Source organism: Caulobacter sp. CCNWLW153, assembly GCF_036889365.1.
Classification (GTDB): domain Bacteria; phylum Pseudomonadota; class Alphaproteobacteria; order Caulobacterales; family Caulobacteraceae; genus Caulobacter; species Caulobacter radicis.
On record NZ_JBAKFV010000002.1, the window covers coordinates 405,616 to 425,007 of the forward strand.

General features: G+C 67.7%; 21 protein-coding genes. 10 read left to right on the forward strand and 11 right to left on the reverse strand.

The genetic code is table 11. The features are described 5' to 3' along the window. Positions 1-91: 91 nt before the first annotated feature. Both V6S85_RS05575 and V6S85_RS05580 read right to left on the reverse strand, forming a co-directional pair. Entirely contained in the window at positions 92-952 is an 861-nt protein-coding gene (locus V6S85_RS05575) for a carbonic anhydrase (protein ID WP_334348302.1), read from the reverse strand. A 70-nt stretch (positions 953-1,022) separates the two neighbouring features. Further along, positions 1,023-1,496, reverse strand: coding sequence for an Lrp/AsnC family transcriptional regulator (locus V6S85_RS05580; RefSeq protein ID WP_101720643.1), 474 nt, complete (start codon positions 1,494-1,496; stop codon positions 1,023-1,025). 120 nt (positions 1,497-1,616) lie between these two features. Between V6S85_RS05580 and ald the strand changes: the two genes are divergently transcribed. The 3 genes from ald to V6S85_RS05595 all read left to right on the forward strand — a co-directional run bounded on the left by ald (position 1,617) and on the right by V6S85_RS05595 (position 3,706). Continuing rightward, positions 1,617-2,741: an alanine dehydrogenase gene (ald, locus tag V6S85_RS05585; RefSeq protein ID WP_334348303.1), complete on the forward strand. Its 1,125-nt coding sequence runs from the start codon at positions 1,617-1,619 to the stop codon at positions 2,739-2,741. A 220-nt stretch (positions 2,742-2,961) separates the two neighbouring features. Next, positions 2,962-3,387, forward strand: coding sequence for a Panacea domain-containing protein (locus V6S85_RS05590; protein ID WP_334348304.1), 426 nt, complete (start codon positions 2,962-2,964; stop codon positions 3,385-3,387). A 22-nt stretch (positions 3,388-3,409) separates the two neighbouring features. Continuing rightward, positions 3,410-3,706, forward strand: a complete 297-nt coding sequence (locus V6S85_RS05595; RefSeq protein ID WP_334348305.1) for a hypothetical protein — start codon at positions 3,410-3,412, stop codon at positions 3,704-3,706. Positions 3,707-3,964: 258 nt separating this feature from the next. Here V6S85_RS05595 and pyrF read toward each other — a convergent pair whose 3' ends face one another. Then, on the reverse strand, positions 3,965-4,654 hold the full coding sequence (gene pyrF / locus V6S85_RS05600; protein WP_334348306.1) for an orotidine-5'-phosphate decarboxylase: 690 nt from the start codon (positions 4,652-4,654) through the stop codon (positions 3,965-3,967). An 87-nt stretch (positions 4,655-4,741) separates the two neighbouring features. Here pyrF and V6S85_RS05605 point away from each other — a divergent pair, with 87 nt between their 5' ends. Beyond that, positions 4,742-5,440: a MarC family protein gene (locus tag V6S85_RS05605; RefSeq protein WP_058348560.1), complete on the forward strand. Its 699-nt coding sequence runs from the start codon at positions 4,742-4,744 to the stop codon at positions 5,438-5,440. A gap of 191 nt (positions 5,441-5,631) precedes the next feature. On the opposite strand, the gene V6S85_RS05610 is transcribed toward V6S85_RS05605, so the two are convergent. The 3 genes from V6S85_RS05610 to V6S85_RS05620 form a co-directional block, all read right to left on the reverse strand. Continuing rightward, positions 5,632-6,432 carry an SDR family NAD(P)-dependent oxidoreductase gene (locus V6S85_RS05610; protein WP_334348307.1) on the reverse strand — a complete coding sequence of 267 codons (801 nt, stop codon included), beginning with the start codon at positions 6,430-6,432 and terminating at the stop codon, positions 5,632-5,634. A 163-nt stretch (positions 6,433-6,595) separates the two neighbouring features. Then, complete coding sequence (locus V6S85_RS05615; protein WP_334348308.1) at positions 6,596-7,204, reverse strand: flavodoxin family protein; 609 nt, start codon at positions 7,202-7,204, stop codon at positions 6,596-6,598. 163 nt (positions 7,205-7,367) lie between these two features. Continuing rightward, complete coding sequence (locus V6S85_RS05620; protein WP_116568329.1) at positions 7,368-7,817, reverse strand: Rrf2 family transcriptional regulator; 450 nt, start codon at positions 7,815-7,817, stop codon at positions 7,368-7,370. Positions 7,818-7,992: 175 nt separating this feature from the next. On the opposite strand from V6S85_RS05620, the gene V6S85_RS05625 reads away from it, so the two are divergent. The 4 genes from V6S85_RS05625 (at position 7,993) to V6S85_RS05640 (ending at position 12,666) form a co-directional block, all read left to right on the forward strand. Further along, the gene (locus V6S85_RS05625) at positions 7,993-9,987 is read left to right on the forward strand and encodes a potassium transporter Kup (RefSeq protein ID WP_116568327.1); all 1,995 of its coding nucleotides are present in this window, start codon (positions 7,993-7,995) and stop codon (positions 9,985-9,987) included. Between the two features lie 14 nt (positions 9,988-10,001). Then, the gene (locus V6S85_RS05630) at positions 10,002-10,364 is read left to right on the forward strand and encodes a hypothetical protein (protein WP_116490986.1); all 363 of its coding nucleotides are present in this window, start codon (positions 10,002-10,004) and stop codon (positions 10,362-10,364) included. A 274-nt stretch (positions 10,365-10,638) separates the two neighbouring features. Then, the gene (locus V6S85_RS05635; RefSeq protein WP_334348309.1) at positions 10,639-11,865 is read left to right on the forward strand and encodes an argininosuccinate synthase; all 1,227 of its coding nucleotides are present in this window, start codon (positions 10,639-10,641) and stop codon (positions 11,863-11,865) included. A 135-nt stretch (positions 11,866-12,000) separates the two neighbouring features. Then, positions 12,001-12,666, forward strand: coding sequence for a DUF6624 domain-containing protein (locus tag V6S85_RS05640; protein ID WP_334348310.1), 666 nt, complete (start codon positions 12,001-12,003; stop codon positions 12,664-12,666). A 200-nt stretch (positions 12,667-12,866) separates the two neighbouring features. Here V6S85_RS05640 and V6S85_RS05645 read toward each other — a convergent pair whose 3' ends face one another. The 3 genes from V6S85_RS05645 to V6S85_RS05655 form a co-directional block, all read right to left on the reverse strand. Then, the gene (locus V6S85_RS05645; protein WP_334348311.1) at positions 12,867-13,253 is read right to left on the reverse strand and encodes a hypothetical protein; all 387 of its coding nucleotides are present in this window, start codon (positions 13,251-13,253) and stop codon (positions 12,867-12,869) included. A 13-nt stretch (positions 13,254-13,266) separates the two neighbouring features. After that, the gene (locus V6S85_RS05650; protein ID WP_334348312.1) at positions 13,267-13,710 is read right to left on the reverse strand and encodes a hypothetical protein; all 444 of its coding nucleotides are present in this window, start codon (positions 13,708-13,710) and stop codon (positions 13,267-13,269) included. A gap of 94 nt (positions 13,711-13,804) precedes the next feature. After that, complete coding sequence (locus V6S85_RS05655; protein ID WP_243410572.1) at positions 13,805-14,629, reverse strand: acid phosphatase; 825 nt, start codon at positions 14,627-14,629, stop codon at positions 13,805-13,807. A 148-nt stretch (positions 14,630-14,777) separates the two neighbouring features. Here V6S85_RS05655 and V6S85_RS05660 point away from each other — a divergent pair, with 148 nt between their 5' ends. Together V6S85_RS05660 and V6S85_RS05665 are read left to right on the forward strand one after the other, a co-directional pair. After that, complete coding sequence (locus V6S85_RS05660; RefSeq protein ID WP_334348323.1) at positions 14,778-16,829, forward strand: TonB-dependent receptor; 2,052 nt, start codon at positions 14,778-14,780, stop codon at positions 16,827-16,829. A 167-nt stretch (positions 16,830-16,996) separates the two neighbouring features. Then, positions 16,997-17,788: a SapC family protein gene (locus tag V6S85_RS05665; protein ID WP_101718684.1), complete on the forward strand. Its 792-nt coding sequence runs from the start codon at positions 16,997-16,999 to the stop codon at positions 17,786-17,788. 87 nt (positions 17,789-17,875) lie between these two features. Here V6S85_RS05665 and V6S85_RS05670 read toward each other — a convergent pair whose 3' ends face one another. Together V6S85_RS05670 and V6S85_RS05675 are read right to left on the reverse strand one after the other, a co-directional pair. After that, positions 17,876-18,142, reverse strand: coding sequence for a DUF1150 family protein (locus tag V6S85_RS05670; RefSeq protein ID WP_101715284.1), 267 nt, complete (start codon positions 18,140-18,142; stop codon positions 17,876-17,878). A 79-nt stretch (positions 18,143-18,221) separates the two neighbouring features. Further along, positions 18,222-18,644 carry an Hsp20 family protein gene (locus V6S85_RS05675; RefSeq protein WP_101715285.1) on the reverse strand — a complete coding sequence of 141 codons (423 nt, stop codon included), beginning with the start codon at positions 18,642-18,644 and terminating at the stop codon, positions 18,222-18,224. Positions 18,645-19,392: the final 748 nt, after the last annotated feature.

Here is a 19,392-nt window from a genome sequence, read left to right on the forward strand (position 1 = left end):
GGGGACTTGAACCTAAGCGCGAGCGGGGGTCAACGGCGTCGCGATAATGGTTCTCAAGGTTTCGCGCAAAGCAACCGGTTACCGCTTCCGGTCAAGCTTCGAAGGCGACCTGGGCGGTGGTCAGGTCGTAGCAGGCCGGCACGATCTTCAGGCGGCCCTGGGCGATGCGTTCGGCCAGGACGCCGTCTGAGACCTTGAGGCGCGAAGCGATGTTGCGGGCGTTGCGGCGGGCGGCCGCGTCGTGCAGGTCGGCGGGGTGCTCGCCCTGGGCGTCGAACACCGCCGGCAGGATCGGCGCCAGCACGGCCTCGAACACGCCGGTGGGGCGGCTCTTGCGGGTGGCCGCGTCGACCGCCGCCCCGACCACGCCGCACCGGGTGTGGCCCAGCACCACGACCAGCGAGGCGCCGAGCGTATCCACGGCGTAGACGATGGCGCCCAGCGCTTCGGGGCCGACGGTCGGACCGGCCGCGCGCAGCACGAAGAGATCGCCGAGATTGCAGTTGAACAGCAGCTCGGGCGCCACGCGGCTGTCGCTGCAGGCGACGACCACGGCGAACGGCCGCTCGGCCGCGGCCATCTCGCCGATGCGGGCCGCCGCCGGCAGGACGAGGCTGGCGCCGCCGCGCGCGAAGATGGCGTTGCCCTGCTTGAGCCGGCCCAGCGCCTCGTCGGGGCTGATGCTGGGGACGGGCTTGGCCGGCTGCACCTGCACGCCCGAGACGGCGGTGGGCGCCTCGGGCTGCGCGCCCTCCAGCGGCGGAACGCTCTTGAGGGCCTTGTCGAGGGCGGCCTTGTCGGCAGGCTGGGTGGCCAGGGCCTTGGCGGTGCGGCGGGCCCTGGGCTTCCAGACCGGCGGGGTTCCGGTCGCCTGGTAGCCCTCGGCATGCGCCAGGACGGGCGCGGCGAGGCCGGCGGCCAGGCCGCCCAGCAGGATGCGTCGAGAAACCATGGTCGCCCCCGGAAACGATAAGAACGCCGCGACCCTAGGGGCTGGGGGTTAACCGGAGGCCAAGCGCCGTTCAGAGCGGCAATTCGACGCGTTTGACCACGGTGCGCATGGCGATCGACGAGCTGACCCGCACCACGCCGGGGATCCGCGTCAGTTCCTGGCTGTGCACCCGCTCCAGGTCGTCGACGTCTGCCACCACCAGCCGCAGCAGATAGTCCGAGCCGCCGGTCATCAGGTAGCACTCGGCCACCTCGCGCACATTGGCCACGGCCTTCTCGAAGGCGGTCAGCGCGCCCTCGGCCTGGGACGACAGGGTGACGGTGACGAAGACGCTGAGCGGCAGGCCCACGGCCCGCTCGTCGATCACCGCGGCGTAGCGGCCGATGACGCCGGCGTCCTCCAGGGCCCGCACCCGGCGCAGGCAGGCCGACTCCGACAGGTTGGCCGCCTTGGCCATGTCCACGTAGCTGGCCCGGCCCTCGCGCTGGAGCAGGCGGAGGATCTTTCGGTCGAACACATCAAGCGTGACCGGGGATTTCTTCACCGAACGGCTCCGTTTGCGCAGGATTCCTGCATACCATGTTCTTTGAAGGACGAAAGAACCAAGAAACATGCGAACGTAGAGGCGTACACCAGCGTTAAAGCTAAAAAGCGAGGAAACATCATGCGCGTTGGCGTCCCCTCCGAGATCAAACCGGGCGAACACCGGGTCGGCCTGACCCCCACCGCCGTCCGCGAATATGTCGCCCACGGCCACGAGGTGCTGGTGCAGCAGGGCGCAGGCCTGGGCGCCGGCTATGCCGACGAGGCCTACGTCAAGGCCGGCGCGAGCATCGCGCCCGACGCCGACGCGGTGTTCTCGGGCGCCGAGATGATCGTCAAGGTCAAGGAACCGCAGAAGGTCGAGTGGGAACGCCTGACGCAGCGCCACATCCTCTTCACCTACCTGCACCTGGCGCCCGATCCGGCCCAGACCGAGGGCCTGCTCAAGGGCGGCTGCGCGGCCATCGCCTACGAGACCGTCACGGACGCCAAGGGCGGCCTGCCGCTGCTGGCCCCGATGTCGGAAGTGGCTGGCCGCATCGCCGTGTTCTCGGCCGCCGAGACCCTGCTCAAGCACAACGGCGGCATGGGCCTCTTGCTCTGCGGCGTGCCCGGCGTGCCGCCGGCCCGCGTGGTGGTGCTGGGCGGCGGCGTGGTCGGCTCAAACGCCGCCCGCATGGCCGCCGGCCTGGGCGCCGAGGTCGTGGTTCTGGAACGCTCGATCCCGCGCATGCGCGAGCTGGACGACCTCTACCAAGGCCGCATCCTGACCCGCTATTCGACGTTGGACGCGGTGGAGGAGGAGATCCTCAAGGCCGACGTCGTCATCGGCGCCGTGCTGACGGCCGGCGCGGCTGCGCCCAAGCTGGTGCGTCGCGAGCATCTGTCGCGGATGAAGCCGGGCTCGGTGCTGGTCGACGTGTCGATCGACCAGGGCGGCTGCTTCGAGACCAGCCATCCGACGACCCACGCCGAGCCGACCTACACGGTCGACGGCGTCGTCCACTACTGCGTGGCCAACATGCCCGGCGCCGCGCCGCGCACCTCGTCCGAAGCCCTGGGCAACGCCACCCTGCCGTTCGGCCTGGCCCTGGCCGACAAGGGCCTGGACGCCCTGGAGGACAACGTCCACCTGGCGCGCGGCCTCAACGTGCTGGGCGGCAAGCTGACCCACCCGGCCGTGGCCCAGGCCCTGGTCAAGGACTTCGTCGACCCGTTCGGCGTCTGGGGCGGCTCGCGCCTTTAAGCCATGCGGCGGGGCCTTAGAGCCCCGCCCACAGAACTTGCGTTTGGGCTTGGCAACCTCATATTGCGGCATCGGCTTCGCTATCTTGCCCAACAAGTGGGTTAATTGCGCGTTATCCATTTGTGGATAATTCGAAGCCGTCTATATATGGCTTGTCGCGAACGAAAAGCGAACATGCTTGTTTTTGACGCGAGGACCGCCGATGGCAGGACGACTCAGCGTGAGTTCCGCCGCGCGGCGCTTGTGTGAGCGCAGCGGGTGGACACTCACTAATCTCGAGCTTCAGAAGATGCTCTATTTGGCTCAGATGCAATTTCTGGGTCAAACAAATGAGCGGCTCATAGACGATACGTTTGAGGCTTGGGATTATGGTCCCGTGTCTCCAAGCATATATCATCGTGTTAAGCCGTTTGGCAGTGGTGCTATAAAGGACGTGTTCCATGGGGCTCGTCCAATTGATGCTGGTGATATAGCTAACTATCTGGATGGTGCTTATGATGCGCTGTCGAGGTATTCGGCCGGTGCCCTTGTTGCGATAACGCACTGGGACAAGGGGGCCTGGGCGAAGAACTATATCCCTGGAGCTCGCGGTATTCCCATTCCCGACGAGGATATCATTGCCGAATACAGAGCCAGGGCCGGCTGAAGCTGGCATCGCGTTCACAGTCTTGGATGCCGTGCCGAATCCAGAGGCGCGGGACCAGGCTTTGGCCGAGCTTGAGAAAAAGCTTCAAGCGATTGAAGACGCTCGAAAGGAAGAGCGTTTTATATGGATCGTGGTTTGTACGATCCTGATCGATATTCTCTGGCTAAGTGGCTCTGAAAATGCAGCTTTGTCTGTTATTGTACTGATCTTGGAGCTTGTAGTTCTGTTCGTTTTGGCCCGCCGTATGGGGGTTGAAGATATAGAACGCCTTATGGACAGAATACTCCACAGTGTTAGCCAAAAAGGGGGAGGCGGGTGAGTGCTTCACTTCCTATGAGGCGTTGGGAGCGTTGGGCGCTTGTATTAAGTTGTGGCGGCCTGATTGCTGCTGCGGTGTTGAGTGCGGGAATTTCAAAAGGCAACAAGAAAGACAAATCTGAGGGGGATAAGCACGAAATTATAATTCGTGTTGTCCCTGAGGAACCGCCTGAGCGTACTGAGGGAGAAGAGCCTCCCCATAAGCTATATAAAATTTAGGCAGATTTGCGCTGAAACGCCAGCGGCGTTGGGCGGGGCCTTACAGCCCCGCCATCTCCTCGATCACCTTCAGCGCCGCTTCGCGCGGATCGTTGGCGGCGGTGATCGGGCGGCCGCAGACCAGGTGACTGGCGCCGGCCTTCAGGGCGTCGGCCGGGGTGGCGGCGCGGGCCTGGTCGTTCTTGGCGGCCCAGAACGGGCGCACGCCCGGCGTCACCACCAAGAAATCCGGACCGCCGATCTCGCGGGCCAGGGCGGCCTCGTGCGGCGAGGAGACGATGCCGTCGACCCCGCACTCGATGGCTTGGCGGATGCGCCGCTCGACCAGGGCGCGGGCGCTGAACGCGTAGCCCATCTCGATCAGGTCGGCGTCGGTCAGGCTGGTCAGCACGGTGACGGCCAGGATCTTCAGGTCCGAGCCGGCCTTGGCCCTCACCGCCGCCTGCATGACCTGCGGCTCGGCGTGGACGGTCAGCAGGTCGCAGCCGGCGCCGGCCAGCACGCGGGCCGAGCGTTCCACCGTCGCGCCGATGTCGTGCAGCTTCCAATCGAGGAACACCTGCTTGCCGGCCTTCTTGAGGTCGCCGGCGAAGGCCATGCCGTCGGTGGCCAGCAGTTCCAGGCCGATCTTGTAGAACGAGGCGGCGTCGTCGATGCGCTCGACCATTTTCCGGGCGTCGGCGACCGTGGGCAGGTCCAGCGGGATGATCAGGCGCGGATCGGCGGACATGGGCAAGCTCCGGTGTTGGCGCGCGAGGCCGCATCGCTCTAGAGAGAGCGACGTTTCCCGCACAGTCATGAAGGTTGAGGACGTCGAATGAGCCAGGCCGAACTCGCCGTCAACTTCTTCGTCGCGCTGTTCGCCCTGATCGACCCGATCGGCAACGTGCCGCTGTTCGCCGCCGCCACCCTGGGCGCGGCCTCGGCCGGCCGGCGGATGGTGGCCGTCTATATCGGCCTGTTTGTCGTGGCCTTCCTGGTCTTCTTCTACTTCACGGGCGTGGCCCTGCTGGAGTTCTTCGGCATCTCGATGCCGGCCTTCCGCATCGCCGGCGGCATCATCCTGTTCATCCTGGGCCTGGACATGGTGCGCGACGACTTCACCACCATGTTCGCCGACGCCGCCGAGGGCGAAGGCGAGCCGCTGTCGGCGCGGGTCTACGCCAAGAAGCGGTTCGAGCGGCTGATCGTGCCGTTCGCCATGCCGCTGCTGATCGGACCGGGCGCGATCTCGACGGTGATCATCTACGCCAGCGAGGCCAAGCACCTGGGTTTGGCCGGCATGGCCCTGGGCGTGGGCGTGATCGCGGCGGTGTCGGTGGTGCTGGTCGCCACCTTCTGGGCCGCGCCGGTGATCAGCAAGGTGCTGGGCCGCATCGGCATGAGCATCGTCGTGCGGGTGCTGGGCCTGATCCTCTGCGCGCTGGCGGTGCAGTTCGTGCTGATCGGGGTGGGCGACGCGACGCGCGGCCTGATCCGGGCGGATGCGAAGGCGCCGTACACGGCGGAGAAGTAGTGCTGATAGTTCCTCCCCCGTGAAACGGGGGAGGGGGACCGCCCCCGGGTCGCGCGAAGCGCGCGCCCGAGGACAGGCTCCGCGGTGGAGGGGGCGTGACTGGGCTCGGCGCTTCGTCCCTCGCCCCCTCCGTCACGGCGCTGATAGCGCCGCGCCACCTCCCCCGCTTCGCGAGGGAGGAGCTTGGTGGCTCAAACCTTCCGGAACTTCCCGCCCTGGCTGTCGATCAGGGCCAGGGCCCATTCGTCGGGAATGAGCTTGGCCAGCACGGCGATCGCCTTGTTGGGCGCGCCGGTGACGCAGACCGGGCGGTTGGCCTCGGCGGCCTCGTAGCCGGCGGCGGCGACCTCGTCGGCGCCCATCCACATCCAGGCCGGCAGGCTCTGGCTGACCTGGGCCCGGGTGCCGTTGACGTCGTGGAATTCCGACAGCGTGAAGCCGGGGCACAGGGCGCTGGCGTGGACACCGTTGGAGAGGTTCTCCAGGTGCAGGCTCTGGGAGAACTTCACCAGGAAGCTCTTGGTCGCCGCATAGAGGGTGTGGCCGGCCGAGCCGGGCGCCAGGCCCGCCAGCGAGGCGACGTTGACGATGCGCCCGAACCGGCGCTCGACCATGCCCGGCAGCACCTTGTGGGTCATCTCGCAGACCGAGGTCAGCATCACCTGCAGGAAGGCCGACTGGTCGGCCCAGCTGGTCTTGTCGAAGGTTCCGGGCAGGCCGTAGCCGGCGTTGTTCACCAGAGCATCGACCTCGCGCCCCTCGGCGGCGACCGCCGCCAGCACCGCGTCGACGCCGCCCGGGTCGGCCAGGTCGGCGGCGATCGCATAGGCCTCGACCCCGAACCGCATGCGGATCTCGGCGGCCAGGGCTTCAAGCCGGTCGAGCCGGCGGGCGGTCAGGGCCACGTCGTAGCCGTGGCTGGCGTAGATGCGGGCGAAGGCGGCCCCGATGCCGGCGGAGGCGCCGGTGATCAGGGCGAGGCGGCGGGCCATGTGGTCGAAGGTCCTGCAAGCAAAGCGTCACAGGAGTCGAGCACGCCCGCCGATCCGGTTCAAGCGGGGCGGAGGAACGACCTGGGGGAGGGCGGGGTCGGTCGTTCCTCCGCGAAGGCGCGCCCTCGGGGGAGGGGGCAGGGCGCGCCCGATGCCTGAAGTCTTAGGCCGCGTCGCTGAGCGCCGGCTGCGCGCCGCGGGTCCAGCGGACGGCGGCCTCGGCCACGCGCACGCCCAGCAGGCGGGCGGTCTCGCGGTCGCCGGCCGGCGGGGTGATCTCCGGCGAGGCGTTGTCCGACTGGGCGGCGACGCCGACGAACGAACCCACGCGGTTGATCGTCTCCGGACCGCGCTCGGCGGCGGTGACGGCCGGCGGGGCGACGCCCAGGTTGATCCAGTTCATGCCGTGCTGGGCGGCCAGGATGGTCAGGCTGGCGAGGGCATGGCCCTTGTCGCCCGAGAAGCTGTGCGAGTTGGTGAAGCCCGCGGCCAGCTTGTCCTTCCAGGCGCCCGTGAAGAAGGCCGCCGAAGTGGCGTCGGCGAAGACTTTGAACACGCCCGAGACGTCGCCCATGTAGGTCGGCGCGCCGAACACGACGGCGTCGGCCTCGGTGATGGCGTCGAGGAACGGCTTGAAGTCCTGGGCGGCGCTTTCGATCTGCAGCAGCACCGGGGTCTGGCCGGCGTCGCGGACGCCTTCCGCGACCTTGTCGGCGAGGACGGCGGTGTGGCCGTAGCCCGAGTGATAGACGATGGCGACCTTGGTGGTCATGGCGGTGGTCCCCTCAAGGAGAATGATGTTGCCCGAACAGAAACTGTATCGGTAGCGATTACGTAATAGCGCCCGCCGCCGGCGCCAGGGGATCAGCAACAATTTCGGGTGCAGTTTTTCTGCGAGGGCCTTTAAGGCGCTCTCGGGCTGTCCGCCCGAGGGGTCAGGCGCTCTTCAGGACGGTCTCGCGCTCGGCGGGATCGGCCAGCAGGTCGGCGACCGAGATGCGCGACAGGCGCTCGGCGGCGGCGGCGTCGGCGGCGATCAGGGCCGCGCGGACGGCGTCGGGGATGCGGGCCCCGACCGGGCAACCCTTCACCCCTGGCGGGGCGGTGCCGAGGTTGGCGCAGCCGTGGACGGCCCGCAGCACGGTGTCGAGGGTGATGTCCTGGGCCGGCCTCAGCAGCCAGGCCCCGCCGTTGGCGCCGGCGCGCGCGCCGATCAGTCCCGCCTTGCCGAGCATGGCGGTGACGCGCCGCACCACCACCGGATTGGTGGGGACGGAGGCCGCGAGTTCGGCGCTGGCCACGGCGCGGTCGGGGCTGAAAGCCTCCTTGTGCGCCAGATAGGCCAGGGCGTGAGCGGCGACGGGGAACTTCTGACTGTCGGACATGATCTTCTGTTAAGTCCGGAACGTAAGGGGGGAACGCAAGCGTTGAAACAAAAACCGTAAAGGCGCGCGGCCAAGGTCGCGATTGAACCCGGATCGGATTGGGTGTATCGCGCGCCGCTTGATCGATATGGGGCTTCGCGCGAGATTTTCGAGGGCGCGGTCCCGGAGGGATTGAATGGCTTCCGAAGCCTCCGGCGTTTCGAACACTGAGAACGCCTCCGTCGCGGCGTGCGACATTCCCCAGCAAGCGGGTTCCGCCAATGGTCACGGTCCAAAGGGCCATGGCACGTTCGCGCTCGCCCTGGGCTCGGTCGGCGTCGTGTTCGGCGACATCGGCACCAGTCCGCTGTACGCCTTCAAGGAGGCGCTGCACGCGTCGGCCGCCGACGGCGTGACCCGGGCCGAGATCCTCGGCGTGGTGTCGCTGGCCCTGTGGGCGCTGATCCTGGTCGTGACGATCAAGTACGTGCTGTTCATCATGCGCGCCGACAACAAGGGCGAGGGCGGCGTTCTGTCGCTGATGGCCCTGGCCCAGCGCGCCATGGGACGGCGCACCGCGGTGGTGTTCGGCCTGGGCGTGATCGGGGCGGCGCTGTTCTACGGCGACGCGGTGATCACCCCGGCGATGTCGGTGCTGTCGGCCGTCGAGGGCCTGCGAACCATTCCCGCCCTCGAGCACGGCATCACCACCGAGATGGTGCTGCTGATCGCCACGGTGATGCTGCTGGGCCTCTTTTTCATCCAGAGCCGCGGCACGGCCAAGGTCGGCCAGCTGTTTGGGCCGGTCTGCGCCCTGTGGTTCGCCGTCATGGCGGTGCTGGGCGTCTACAACCTGCTGGAACATCCGGGCGTGTTCCGGTCGATCAACCCCTACTACGCCGTCCACTTCCTGCAGCATCACGGCATGGCCGGCTTCATCGTGCTGGGCGCGGTGTTCCTGACTGTCACCGGGGCCGAGGCCCTGACCGCCGACATGGGCCACTTCGGCCGCTGGCCGATTCAGGCCGCGTGGCTGTTCTTCGTGCTGCCGTGCCTGGCGCTGAACTATCTGGGCCAGGGCGCCCTGGCGCTGACCACGCTGATCGAGGCCGAGCGCGCCGGCGTGCCGTTCCAGGAACTGAACTGGTTCTTCGAGATGGCGCCCGACGTCCTGCGCCTGCCGCTGGTGATCCTGGCCGGCGCGGCCACCGTCATCGCCAGCCAGGCGGTGATCACCGGCGCCTTCTCGCTGACCCAGCAGGCGATTCAGCTGGGCCTGCTGCCGCGCATGGACGTGCGCCGCACGTCCGAGACCCAGTCGGGCCAGATCTTCGTGCCGCAGCTCAACACCATGCTGCTGCTGGGCGTGCTGGCGGTGATGTTCACCTTCAAGACCTCGTCGGCCATGGCCCACGCCTATGGCCTGGCGGTGACCGGAACCATGGTGGTGACCACGACCATGGCCTTCATCGTCATGCGCCAGCTGTGGAAGTGGCAGCTGCCGGCGGCGCTGGCCTTCCTGATCCCGTTCATGGCCCTGGACCTGGTGTTCCTCAGCGCCAACGCCCTGCGCTTCTTCACCGGCGGCTGGCTGCCGGTGCTGATCGGGGCGGCCCTGTTCACGATCATGGCCACCTGGGTGCGCGGCAGCCAGATCCTCAGCGAGAAGACCCGCCGTGACAGCGTGCCGCTGGCCGACCTGATGGAGATCCTGCGGGCCCGCGCGCCGCACCGGGCCCCCGGCACGGCGATCTTCCTGACCTCCGACCCGGACATGACCCCGGTCGCGCTGATGCACAATCTCAAGCACAACAAGGTGCTGCACGAGCGCAACGTGGTGCTGACCGTGCGCACGGCCGAGACGCCGCGCGTGCCCGAGGAGGATCGTATCAAGACCTTCAAGGTCAACGACGACTTCAAGAAGGTCGAGATCTACTACGGCTTCATGGAAAGCCCGAACGTGCCCAAGGCGCTGGCGCTGCTGCGCAAGCAGCAGGGGCTGAAGTTCGACATCATGGCCACCAGCTTCTTCCTCGGCCGGCGCTCGATCGTGCCGTCGGCCAATTCGGGCATGCCGCTGTGGCAGGACCGGCTGTACATCTTCCTGATGAAGAACGCGGCCAACCCGACCGACTTCTTCAAGATCCCGCCGGGCCGCGTCGTCGAGCTCGGCGCCCAAGTAACCGTGTAAGGCTGACTGCGTAGATGGATATTCTCGGCGTCATCGGCGACGTGCTCTGGATCCTGGCCCTGTCGATCATGGCCGGGGCCTCGCGCATGGCCTGGGGCAAGATCCCCAAGGGCGAACCGACCCCGGTGGCCTGGTCGCCCAAGGGCGACACCCTGCTGCGCCTGCCGCGCGGCCCGGCCCTGGTGCTGCTGCCGGCCGGCGCCTTCGCCATCAGCCTCTACCTGCTGGTCGAAAGCCGCCAGGCCGACGACCTGTCGCTGTCGATCATCATGCTGGGCCTGCGCGCCACCCTGGCGGCGATCTTCGCGGTCATCCACCTGACCCAGGTGCGACGGGCGCTGAACCAGCTGGCCGAAGAGGGCAAGATCCGGCTGTAGAGTTTTTCGGAGACGTCCGAAATTATCTCCCGCCATTCCCGCCCGTGTGGCGGGAACCCCTCTGTCGGCCGTACGGGCAGGAGGGGCGGATCGCCAGCGATCCGCTTGCGCCTCAGGTTGAAGCGGAACTAGGCTTTCCCGCCACAAGGGCGGGAATGACGGGAAGTCAGAAAGACCTTTAGGTCTCCAGCCAGTCCCTGTTGTTTCCCTCGTCGCAAAAGCGCGCTAAACGCCCCGCGACTTTGTGTTTTCGCCTTCGACAAGGACCCCCGACATGGCCCAGAAGCCCGTCAAGAAGGTCGTGCTCGCCTATTCGGGCGGTCTCGACACCTCGATCATCCTCAAGTGGCTGCAGACCGAGTACGGCGCCGAGGTCGTGACCTTCACCGCCGACCTCGGCCAGGGTGAAGAGATCGAGCCCGCGCGCGCCAAGGCCCTGGCCGCCGGCGTGAAGCCCGAGAACATCTTCATCGAAGACGTGCGCGAAGAGTTCGTGCGCGACTTCGTGTTCCCGATGTTCCGCGCCAACACGGTCTATGAAGGCCAGTACCTGCTCGGCACCTCGATCGCCCGTCCGCTGATCGCCAAGCGCCAGATCGAGATCGCCCGCCAGGTCGGCGCCGACGCCGTCAGCCACGGCGCCACCGGCAAGGGCAACGACCAGGTCCGCTTCGAGCTCGGCTACTATGGCCTCGAGCCCGACATCACCGTGATCGCCCCCTGGCGCGAGTGGGACTTCAAGTCGCGCGAAGCGCTGCTGGAGTTCGCCGAGAAGCACCAGATCCAGATCACCAAGGACAAGCGCGGCGAAGCCCCGTTCAGCGTCGACGCCAACCTGCTGCACTCCTCGTCGGAAGGTAAGGTCCTGGAAGACCCGGCGGTCGAGGCCCCCGAGTTCGTCCACATGCGCACCATTTCGCCCGAGGACGCGCCGGACGCCCCGACGGTGATCACGATCGACTTCGAGAAGGGCGACCCGGTCGCCATCGACGGCGTGGCGATGAGCCCGGCGACCCTGCTGACCAAGCTGAACGAGCTGGGCCGCGACAACGGCATCGGCCGCCTGGACCTGGTGGAAAACCGCTTCGTCGGCATGAAGTCGCGCGGCGTCTACGAGACCCCGGGCGGCACCATCCTGCTGGCCGCCCACCGCGGCATCGAGAGCATCACGCTCGACCGCGGCGCCATGCACCTGAAGGACGAGCTGATGCCGAAGTACGCTTCGCTCGTCTACAACGGCTTCTGGTTCTCGCCCGAGCGCGAGATGCTGCAGGCGGCCATCGATTACAGCCAGACCAAGGTGTCGGGCCAGGTCCGCGTGAAGCTCTACAAGGGCAATGTCACGGTCATCGGCCGCACCAGCCCCTACTCGCTGTATGACCAGGACCTGGTCACCTTCGAAGAGGGCAAGGTCGCCTACGATCACCGCGACGCCGGCGGCTTCATCAAGCTCAACGCCCTGCGCCTGCGGGTGCTGGCCAAGCGCGACCAGCGCGGCTGAGGCTTTTCGAAGCGTCGATCAGGAACGAGCCCCGCCGGAAACGGCGGGGCTTTTTCTTTGCCCGCCGACGGCGGGTGTCGCCATGATTGCGCCGCGAGGTCCCGCCACCTTTCCGGCATGAGTGGAGGGGCGACGATGATCAGGGCAGGCTTGTTGGCGGTGATGATGCTGGCGACGACGCCGGCCCTGGCGCAGGAGGCGCCGGCCGTCGCTCAGGCGCGAGCGGATGCCGTGGCCCTGGTCGCCAGGCAGGCGCTGATCGAGGAACTGGGCGGCATGGGCGCGGTCGACCAGGCCACGCGGGTGACCTTCCTGAAGGCGCGCAAGACCGCCTCGCCCGAGGATCGCCAGGCGCTCGACGCGATCTGGGCCGAGCACTACGAGCCGATCGACCGCAGGCATACCGAGCGGCTGAAGGTGCTGCTGGCCGGACGCGGCTGGTTCACGCCCGAGGAGGTTGGCCAGCGCGCCGCCGACGGGGCCTTCCACATCGTCAATCACTCACCGGACCTGGCCTTCCAGAAGGAGGCCCTGGCCAAGATGGAGTCCCTGGTCGCCCAGGGGCGCGGGCCCAGCGGCTATCCAAACCTCTATGACCGCGTCGCCGAGCAGGAAGGCCGGCCCCAGCGATACGCCACCCAGCGGGCGCGCTGCGTCGACGGCCGTCACGCCATGCCCGACAATGTCGAGGATCCCGCCGGCCTGGAGAAGCGGCGCGCGGCGCTGGGCCTTCAGACCATGCCCGAATATCTCAAGGGGCTAGACACCATGTACGGCCGCTGCGACCCGCCAAAGGGCTAAGGGGGCTGAGCGTCCGTCCCGGCGGCGTCCAAGTTCAACCGACAGCCGCCTCAAAACCCGAGCTTCCCCGCGAAGGCGGGGACCCAAGCAGAGTCTGCGGGTCGTCCACGGCCGCGCCTCGTCCTGAAACGCGGCTTGGATCCCCGCCTTCGCGGGGAAGCTCGGTGAGAAAAGGGCAGAATTGCTGGGCGTCGAGCAGCCTACGCCGTCGGCGTCGTCGGCTGCACCAGGTTGGGGGCGATGTTCACGCCGGTCTTGTTGTAGATCACCCAGCCGACCACCTGGAACACGGTGTTGAGCAGGGTCTGGCCCAGGGCCAGGGTCATGAACTTCGTAAACTGGATCGTCTGGTTGAAGGCCAGTTCCTGGTTGTGGAGGATCATGTCGGCCGCTTCCGGCGTGATCTGGTGGTTGGCCAGGGCCGTGCGGGTCTGGATCGTCGCCTCGGCCAGGCTGCGCAGATAGCCGGGCACCACGGTCTTGTTGGCGTTCCACCAGTCGGTGGCGGTGTCGCCCAGCTGCTGTTCGAGGACGGAGACCAGGCTGTCGACGTCGTCGACCTGCAGGGTGGAGAAGTCGATGCTCATCGGGCGCCTGGCCTCACTTCATGGCGGTGACGGCCTTGGCCGCCTGGTCGCAGCTGACCATCATCGCGGTGGTCGCGCCGGTGTTGGGGACGATCCCCTGGAGCTGGTGAAGCTGGGCCAGGCCCTGGACCTGGGCGCTGCAGCCCTTGATCAGCGACACCTCGGCGTCGATGGCCTTCTGGGCCGGCTTGGCGGCGTAGGGCTGGGTGGCGGCGCGCACCGCGGCCACGGCCAGCGCGGCCTGGATGTCGGCGTAGGTCTCGATCTTGCCGGGATAGGTGGCCTTGTCGATGTAGAGGCCCATCTCAGCCTCGGCCGCCAGCTTGGCCACGCCCTCGTATGCGGTGGTGATCTTGCTATCGAGGGTGGGGTCGTAGGGCGGGGCGAACACCGCGCAGCCGCCCAAGGACAGGGCGCAGACGAGGCCGATCAACGGCCGTCCCATGGTCTCCAGCATTTGTCCCTCCCGTAGGCCGCCAGGGTGGCGCCGCTCCGGGAGGGGCTCAAGCTCTAAAGTTGAAGCCTGGCGTCGCGCGCCTTTGTGGCGAGCCTCAGCCCTCGCAGCCGGCCGGCGGGCCGTCGGCCCTGGAGGCGGCGATCTCGGCCTTGGCCTTTTCCAGGTCGGCCGCGAAGGCGGGGTCGGCGTGCAGGCGCGAGACCATCACCCCGCCCAGCAGGCGGCCGGCCTCCAGGTCGCTGGGGAAGTGCACGCCGCAGATCACCCGGCTGTCGCCGAACGCGCGGCCGCGGGCGGCGAGCTGGGCGGCGCGATCGGGGACCAGCTCGGCCAGGACGAGGCCCCACGACCAGCCGATCAGCGCATGGCCGGAGGGATAGGAGCCCTCGGTCTCGATCCACGTCTCGCGCGGCACGCAGATCGGCTTGTTGTTGCCCACCGGCGGGCGCGGCCGCGAGAAGGCCTGCTTGGCCGGGCGATAGATCGTGCCGGCGTCGTCGGTCATGCGCAGCAGCAGGTTGGCCAGGGTCGGGGTCTTTTCCGGGCTGATCGTCACCTTGGCGGCGCAGGAGAAGCTCTTGAAGCCGCCTGCCCCCGACAGGTCGGCGTCGGCGATCGCCTTGTCCCAGGCCGGCGTGCCGGCCAGCTTGCGCGTATCGTCATAGGCGGCGCGGTCGGCCTTGCCGCGCGGCGAGTTCGGTTCCGGCGGCGGGCCGACGATGTCCGGCGCGTCGAACGGCTCGGCCAGGGTCAGGTAGCCCTTCGGCGGCTTGGTCCAGGTCGTCGAGCCGCCGGCCTGGGCGTAGGTTTTGCCCTGGGCCTGGCCCGGCGCCTGGCCCGACAGGGGCGCGCAGGCGGTCAGCAGCAATGCGGCGGAAATGGGGGCGCCGACGAGGGCGAGCGACGAAAAACGCATCATGAAAAGCCCGAAGTGAGGTCGTCCGGACACAGAGCGAGACGACTTGGCCGCGTCAAGCGAAAGCGGATTGACGAGTGGATATGTTATTTCATAACGCATTTTCGCCGCTCCCCCGGCAAGTTGGGATTTTCCGTCCATGACCCGTTCCATGGTCCGTCGCCAGGCGCTCGCCGCCGCAAGCCTCCTCGTCCTCGCCGCCGCCGGGTCCGCCCCGGCCTGGGCCGCCGACGTCCCCGCCGCGCCGGCGGCCGACGCCGATCCGACCGACACCTCGGTTTCGCAGGTGGTGGTCACCGCCGCCCCCTACGCGGTCTCGCTCGACACCGTGACCAGCAGCGTCAACGTCGTCACCCGCGACAAGCTGGACGTGGCCCCCCCCGCCGGCCTCGGCGACGTGCTCAACGGCCTGCCGGGCCTGCGCTCGACCTTCTACGGCCCCGGCGCCTCGCGGCCGGTGATCCGCGGCCTGTCGGGTCCGCGGGTGATGGTGCTGCAGAACGGCGTCGGCCAGGTCGACGCCTCGGCCCTGTCGCCCGACCACGCGGTGGCCTCCGATCCGGCCGAAGCCTCGCGCATCGAGGTGCTGCGTGGTCCGTCGACCCTGGCCTATGGCGGCTCGGGCATCGGCGGCGTGGTCAACATGCTCGACGACCGCGTGCCGTCCTCGCGCGCCAGCGCCCCGGTTGAAGGCCGCGTGGCCGGCTCGATGTCCAGCGTCGACAGCGGCTGGGGCGTCAGCGGCGCGGCCAAGTTCAACGCCGGCCCGCTGGTGTTCGCCGTCGACGCCGTACACCGGCAGAGCGACGACTACGACGTGCCGGTCGCCCCGGTGTCTACGCGCCTGGCCGCCCGCGACGGCCTGACCGTCGATCCGGACAAGACCGTGCGCAACACCGACGTCGAGATGGACGCCTACGGCGCCGGCGTCTCCTATGTGCGCGACCGCGGGTTCGTGGGCCTGTCGGTCAAGCGCACCGACACCACCTACGGCGTTCCCTACCAGCAGATCCTCAGCCCCATCGATCCCGACGCCGAGGGCCCGGTCTCGATCCACCTGCAGCAGACCCGCTACGACCTGCGCGGCGAGCAGGAGCTCGACACCCCGTGGTTCGAGAAGGTGCGCGTCTCGATCGGTCATGCCGACTACCAGCACGCCGAGGTTTCCGTCGAGGACGGCGAGGTCGGCACCCGCTTCCTGTCGGACGGCACCGAGGGCCGCGTCGAGCTGGTCCATCGCGAGCATGACGGCCACCAGGGCGCCATCGGCTTCCAGGCCCTGACCCGCAGCTTCGAGGCGATCGGCGACGAGGCCTTCGTGCCCAGCGTCGACATCAAGGAGTACGGCGTCTTCACCCTGCAGCGCTTCGATCGCGGCGACTGGGGCGTCGACGCCGGCCTGCGCTTCGACACCCGCTCGCTGGAGACGGCGACCCAGAAGCGCGACTTCGACAACGTCTCGGCCTCGCTGGGCGTGTTCTACAAGCCGGCCGAGCACCAGTTCGTCGCCCTGACCCTATCGCGCAACGGCCGCGCGCCGACCGAGTTCGAGCTGTTCGCCGACGGTCCGCACCCGGGCACCGGCGGCTACGAGAAGGGCGACGACAGCCTCGACTCCGAGACCGTCACCTCGCTGGAGGCCACCTATCGCTGGACCGGCCCGCGCCTGCGCGTCGAGGGCCACCTGTGGGGCGCCTGGTACGACAACTTCATCGAAGAGGCGCCGACCGGCGAGGTCGAGGACAGCCTGCCGGTGTTCCAGTACTTCCAGACCGGCGCCAAGTTCCACGGCGCCGAGCTGGAGGTCGGCTACGACGCCTGGCGCGGCAAGGACCAGTCGATCCGCCTGGAGGGCGTGGCCGACTATGTGCGTGGCGAGACCGATATCGGCGTGCCCGCCCGCATTCCGCCGTGGTCCCTGACCGGCCGGGCGATCTGGACCGCCTCCAATGTCGAGGCCGAGCTCGAGGTGCGTCACGTGGCCGAGCAGGACCGGGTGGCCGACTTCGAGCTGCCGACCGACGCCTACACCACGGTGAACCTGCGGGTGACGGTCAAGCCGTTCGAGGACAAGCCGCTGCGCTGGTTCGTCGACGGCCGCAACCTGACCAACGAGGAGGTGCGCGAGCACGCCTCGTTCCTGAAGGACATCGCGCCCTCGCCGGGCCGGTCGATCCGCACCGGGATCGCCTGGAAGTTCTAGGCCCGATCGTCCCGCGGCCCTCGCCCCAGACGCGAGGGTCGCGGCGGCGTTTCCCCGTCCGGACGTGTCGATTGCCGGGATATCGCAGATCGGCTAGAAGCGCTGACCACCTAAAGGCCGCCCGCGATAGAGCGTCCGTTCTTCTTGGCCCTTCTGTAGAGCTTCTTATGGAAACGACCCAGTCCGCCGGCGGCATCACCGGCAACGTTCTCTTCTACTCGACGCCCGAGCCGCTGAACCGCGACCTGCACGGCAAGCTGGCCCTGGTCCACCAGGACAAGCCCTACGCCTTCGCCGCCGCGGGCACGGCCGTCCCGCTGACCGTGACCGAATTCGGTCCGGCCGGCCTGTCTTACCCGATCATCTTCGCCGGCGAAGAGCGCACCCCGCTGGCCGTCATGGGTCTGAACCAGGGCGAGAACCTGTTCATCCACGCCGACGGCTCGACCGAAGTCGGCGTCTACATCCCGGCCTATGTCCGTCGCTATCCGTTCGTGCTGGCCAATGACGAGACCCAGGGCCGCATGATCGTCTGCATCGACCGCGCCTCGAGCCTGCTGTCGGAAGCCGGCGAGACCCCGCTGTTCGACGCCAAGGGCGAGCCGACCGAGTACACCCAGAACTGCATCAAGTTCTGCGACGACTTCGAAGTCGAACGCCGCCGCACCGACTCGTTCGTGCAGCTGCTGAAGGACAACGACCTCTTCGAACTGAAGACCGCCACCTTCACGCCGGCCGGCCCCGACGGCCAGCCGGGCGAGCCGCAGGTCGTGGCCGAGTACTACGGCGTCTCGGAAGAGAAGCTGAACGCCCTGCCGATCGAGAAGCTGAAGGAGCTGCAGACCTCGGGCGCCCTGGCCCAGATCTACGCTCACCTGGTGTCGCTGGTCGGTTGGGATCGCCTGATCGCCATCACCATGTTCCGCCAGGCTCAGGCCCCGGCCGCCAACCTCAACTGAGGTCCGGCGTAAGGACAAAGAAAGAGGGCGGCGGATCGCAGGATCCGCCGCCCTTTTCATTTGGCGCGTCTTCTTATGAGAAGCGCGTTAGTGCACCGACACCGGCGCCAGCTCGTGGGCCAGGGCGGCGGCCATGGCCGCGTCGCGGTCGGTCAGCACCGCCAGGCGGGCGCCGTCGGCCCGGCATACCGCATAAAGCGTCTGGTCGGGGGCCAGATCGAAGTCCTCCACCCCCTCGGGGGCGTCGGCGAGGATCTCGGCCGCCTTGATCGGGCGCACATAGACGAGGTCGGGCGCGCCCAGCGCGGCGAAGGCCTCGGTCGAGAAGAACGGCGTGTGCGAATTGGGCGTCATGTGACCACCTCCTTCGATAGGGGAACGCTCCGAAGTCCCTGTGGTTCAGGCGGCTGGAGCGTAAGTGTTGCGCAAGGGCTCAGCCCTGCGAGCGGATGGGGATGCGCCTGACCTGGCGCTCGGGCGGCGGGCGGGCGACGTCGACGTGAAGCAGGCCGTGCTCGAGGGTGGCGGCCGAGACCTCCATGCCTTCGGCCAGGACGAAGGTGCGCACGAACCCGCGGGCGGCGATTCCCCGGTGCAGGTAGGCGCGCTCGGCTTCGGTGCGGGCCTCGCCGTCGCGGCGTCCGGCCACCACCAGCTGGCCGCCCTCGACGGTGACCTGCAGCTGGTCGGGCGAGAAGCCGGCCACGGCCAGGGTGATGCGCACGCCCTCGTCGGTCTGTTCGACATTATAGGGCGGATAGCTTTCACCGGCGGCCTTGGCGGCGCGCTCGATCAGGTCTCGGGTGTGTTCGAAGCCCAGCAGGAAGGGGCTGTCGAACAGGATCGTCCGGGTCATGCGAAGTCCTTACGCATCAAAGCGACTTCGTTCGCGAAGGTCCGGGGCCCTGCAGCGGCGCCCCGGATCCGCGATCGTCCATCATGAAGTGGCGACGCGTAAGGCGGGGTTCAAGGCGCAGGTAGGGAGGGGCGGGCCGGCGCGACGGTGCGTCGCGGCCCGTCCGGATCACGGACCTGTGGATGCGTGCGGGTTGATGCTTGTCATCATCCGGTCACAGGCCTATATGCGCTCCTCCTCGGAACGGCGCTGACGAAGACGCTCGAAAACGGGGCCCACAAGGCCCTTGCTTCGGTTGGATCTCATCGCTAAGTTCCGCGGCCTCAATCGACTCGGGCAGCTGGATTGCCGACGGCCTTTGGCCTTCGGGAGGGAGCGCTTTTGTTGCTTTTGGAGGGCTTTGGTTCTTCGGAAGTTTCTGAAAAGAGTTGGTTGACGAGGTTGGAATGCTTCAATAGAAGCGCCGCCTCGTTCATCGGGATCGAAGAGTTCGCAAGAATTCGGAAGTGCTGGTGAAGAAGTTGAGCAGAACTTTCTTAGAAAGAATTGCTTGACAGGGTTTGGTGGTTTCTTTAGAAGCTGCCGGCTCGCTGGTCCGGGGACTTTCCCTGGTTCGGCATCGGGTCGAAAAGTTTTGAAAAAAACGATTTGACACGGAATTCGAGGTTAGCTAAATAGCCGCCTCCGCCGACACCGGGCGCTAAACGGTGGGGCCGCTCCCCGGTTACGGAGGCGGCTCGGAGCTCCG

Excerpts from the sequence above, each read along its gene's own strand:
- V6S85_RS05575 (WP_334348302.1), bottom strand. The coding sequence starts at position 952 with ATGGTTTCTCGACGCATCCTGCTGGGCGGCCTGGCCGCCGGCCTCGCC.
- ald (WP_334348303.1), top strand. The coding sequence starts at position 1,617 with ATGCGCGTTGGCGTCCCCTCCGAGATCAAACCGGGCGAACACCGGGTC.
- pyrF (WP_334348306.1), bottom strand. The coding sequence starts at position 4,654 with ATGTCCGCCGATCCGCGCCTGATCATCCCGCTGGACCTGCCCACGGTC.
- V6S85_RS05605 (WP_058348560.1), top strand. The coding sequence starts at position 4,742 with ATGAGCCAGGCCGAACTCGCCGTCAACTTCTTCGTCGCGCTGTTCGCC.
- V6S85_RS05610 (WP_334348307.1), bottom strand. The coding sequence starts at position 6,432 with ATGGCCCGCCGCCTCGCCCTGATCACCGGCGCCTCCGCCGGCATCGGG.
- V6S85_RS05615 (WP_334348308.1), bottom strand. The coding sequence starts at position 7,204 with ATGACCACCAAGGTCGCCATCGTCTATCACTCGGGCTACGGCCACACC.
- V6S85_RS05620 (WP_116568329.1), bottom strand. The coding sequence starts at position 7,817 with ATGTCCGACAGTCAGAAGTTCCCCGTCGCCGCTCACGCCCTGGCCTAT.
- V6S85_RS05625 (WP_116568327.1), top strand. The coding sequence starts at position 7,993 with ATGGCTTCCGAAGCCTCCGGCGTTTCGAACACTGAGAACGCCTCCGTC.
- V6S85_RS05630 (WP_116490986.1), top strand. The coding sequence starts at position 10,002 with ATGGATATTCTCGGCGTCATCGGCGACGTGCTCTGGATCCTGGCCCTG.
- V6S85_RS05635 (WP_334348309.1), top strand. The coding sequence starts at position 10,639 with ATGGCCCAGAAGCCCGTCAAGAAGGTCGTGCTCGCCTATTCGGGCGGT.
- V6S85_RS05640 (WP_334348310.1), top strand. The coding sequence starts at position 12,001 with ATGATCAGGGCAGGCTTGTTGGCGGTGATGATGCTGGCGACGACGCCG.
- V6S85_RS05645 (WP_334348311.1), bottom strand. The coding sequence starts at position 13,253 with ATGAGCATCGACTTCTCCACCCTGCAGGTCGACGACGTCGACAGCCTG.
- V6S85_RS05650 (WP_334348312.1), bottom strand. The coding sequence starts at position 13,710 with ATGCTGGAGACCATGGGACGGCCGTTGATCGGCCTCGTCTGCGCCCTG.
- V6S85_RS05655 (WP_243410572.1), bottom strand. The coding sequence starts at position 14,629 with ATGATGCGTTTTTCGTCGCTCGCCCTCGTCGGCGCCCCCATTTCCGCC.
- V6S85_RS05660 (WP_334348323.1), top strand. The coding sequence starts at position 14,778 with ATGGTCCGTCGCCAGGCGCTCGCCGCCGCAAGCCTCCTCGTCCTCGCC.
- V6S85_RS05665 (WP_101718684.1), top strand. The coding sequence starts at position 16,997 with ATGGAAACGACCCAGTCCGCCGGCGGCATCACCGGCAACGTTCTCTTC.
- V6S85_RS05670 (WP_101715284.1), bottom strand. The coding sequence starts at position 18,142 with ATGACGCCCAATTCGCACACGCCGTTCTTCTCGACCGAGGCCTTCGCC.
- V6S85_RS05675 (WP_101715285.1), bottom strand. The coding sequence starts at position 18,644 with ATGACCCGGACGATCCTGTTCGACAGCCCCTTCCTGCTGGGCTTCGAA.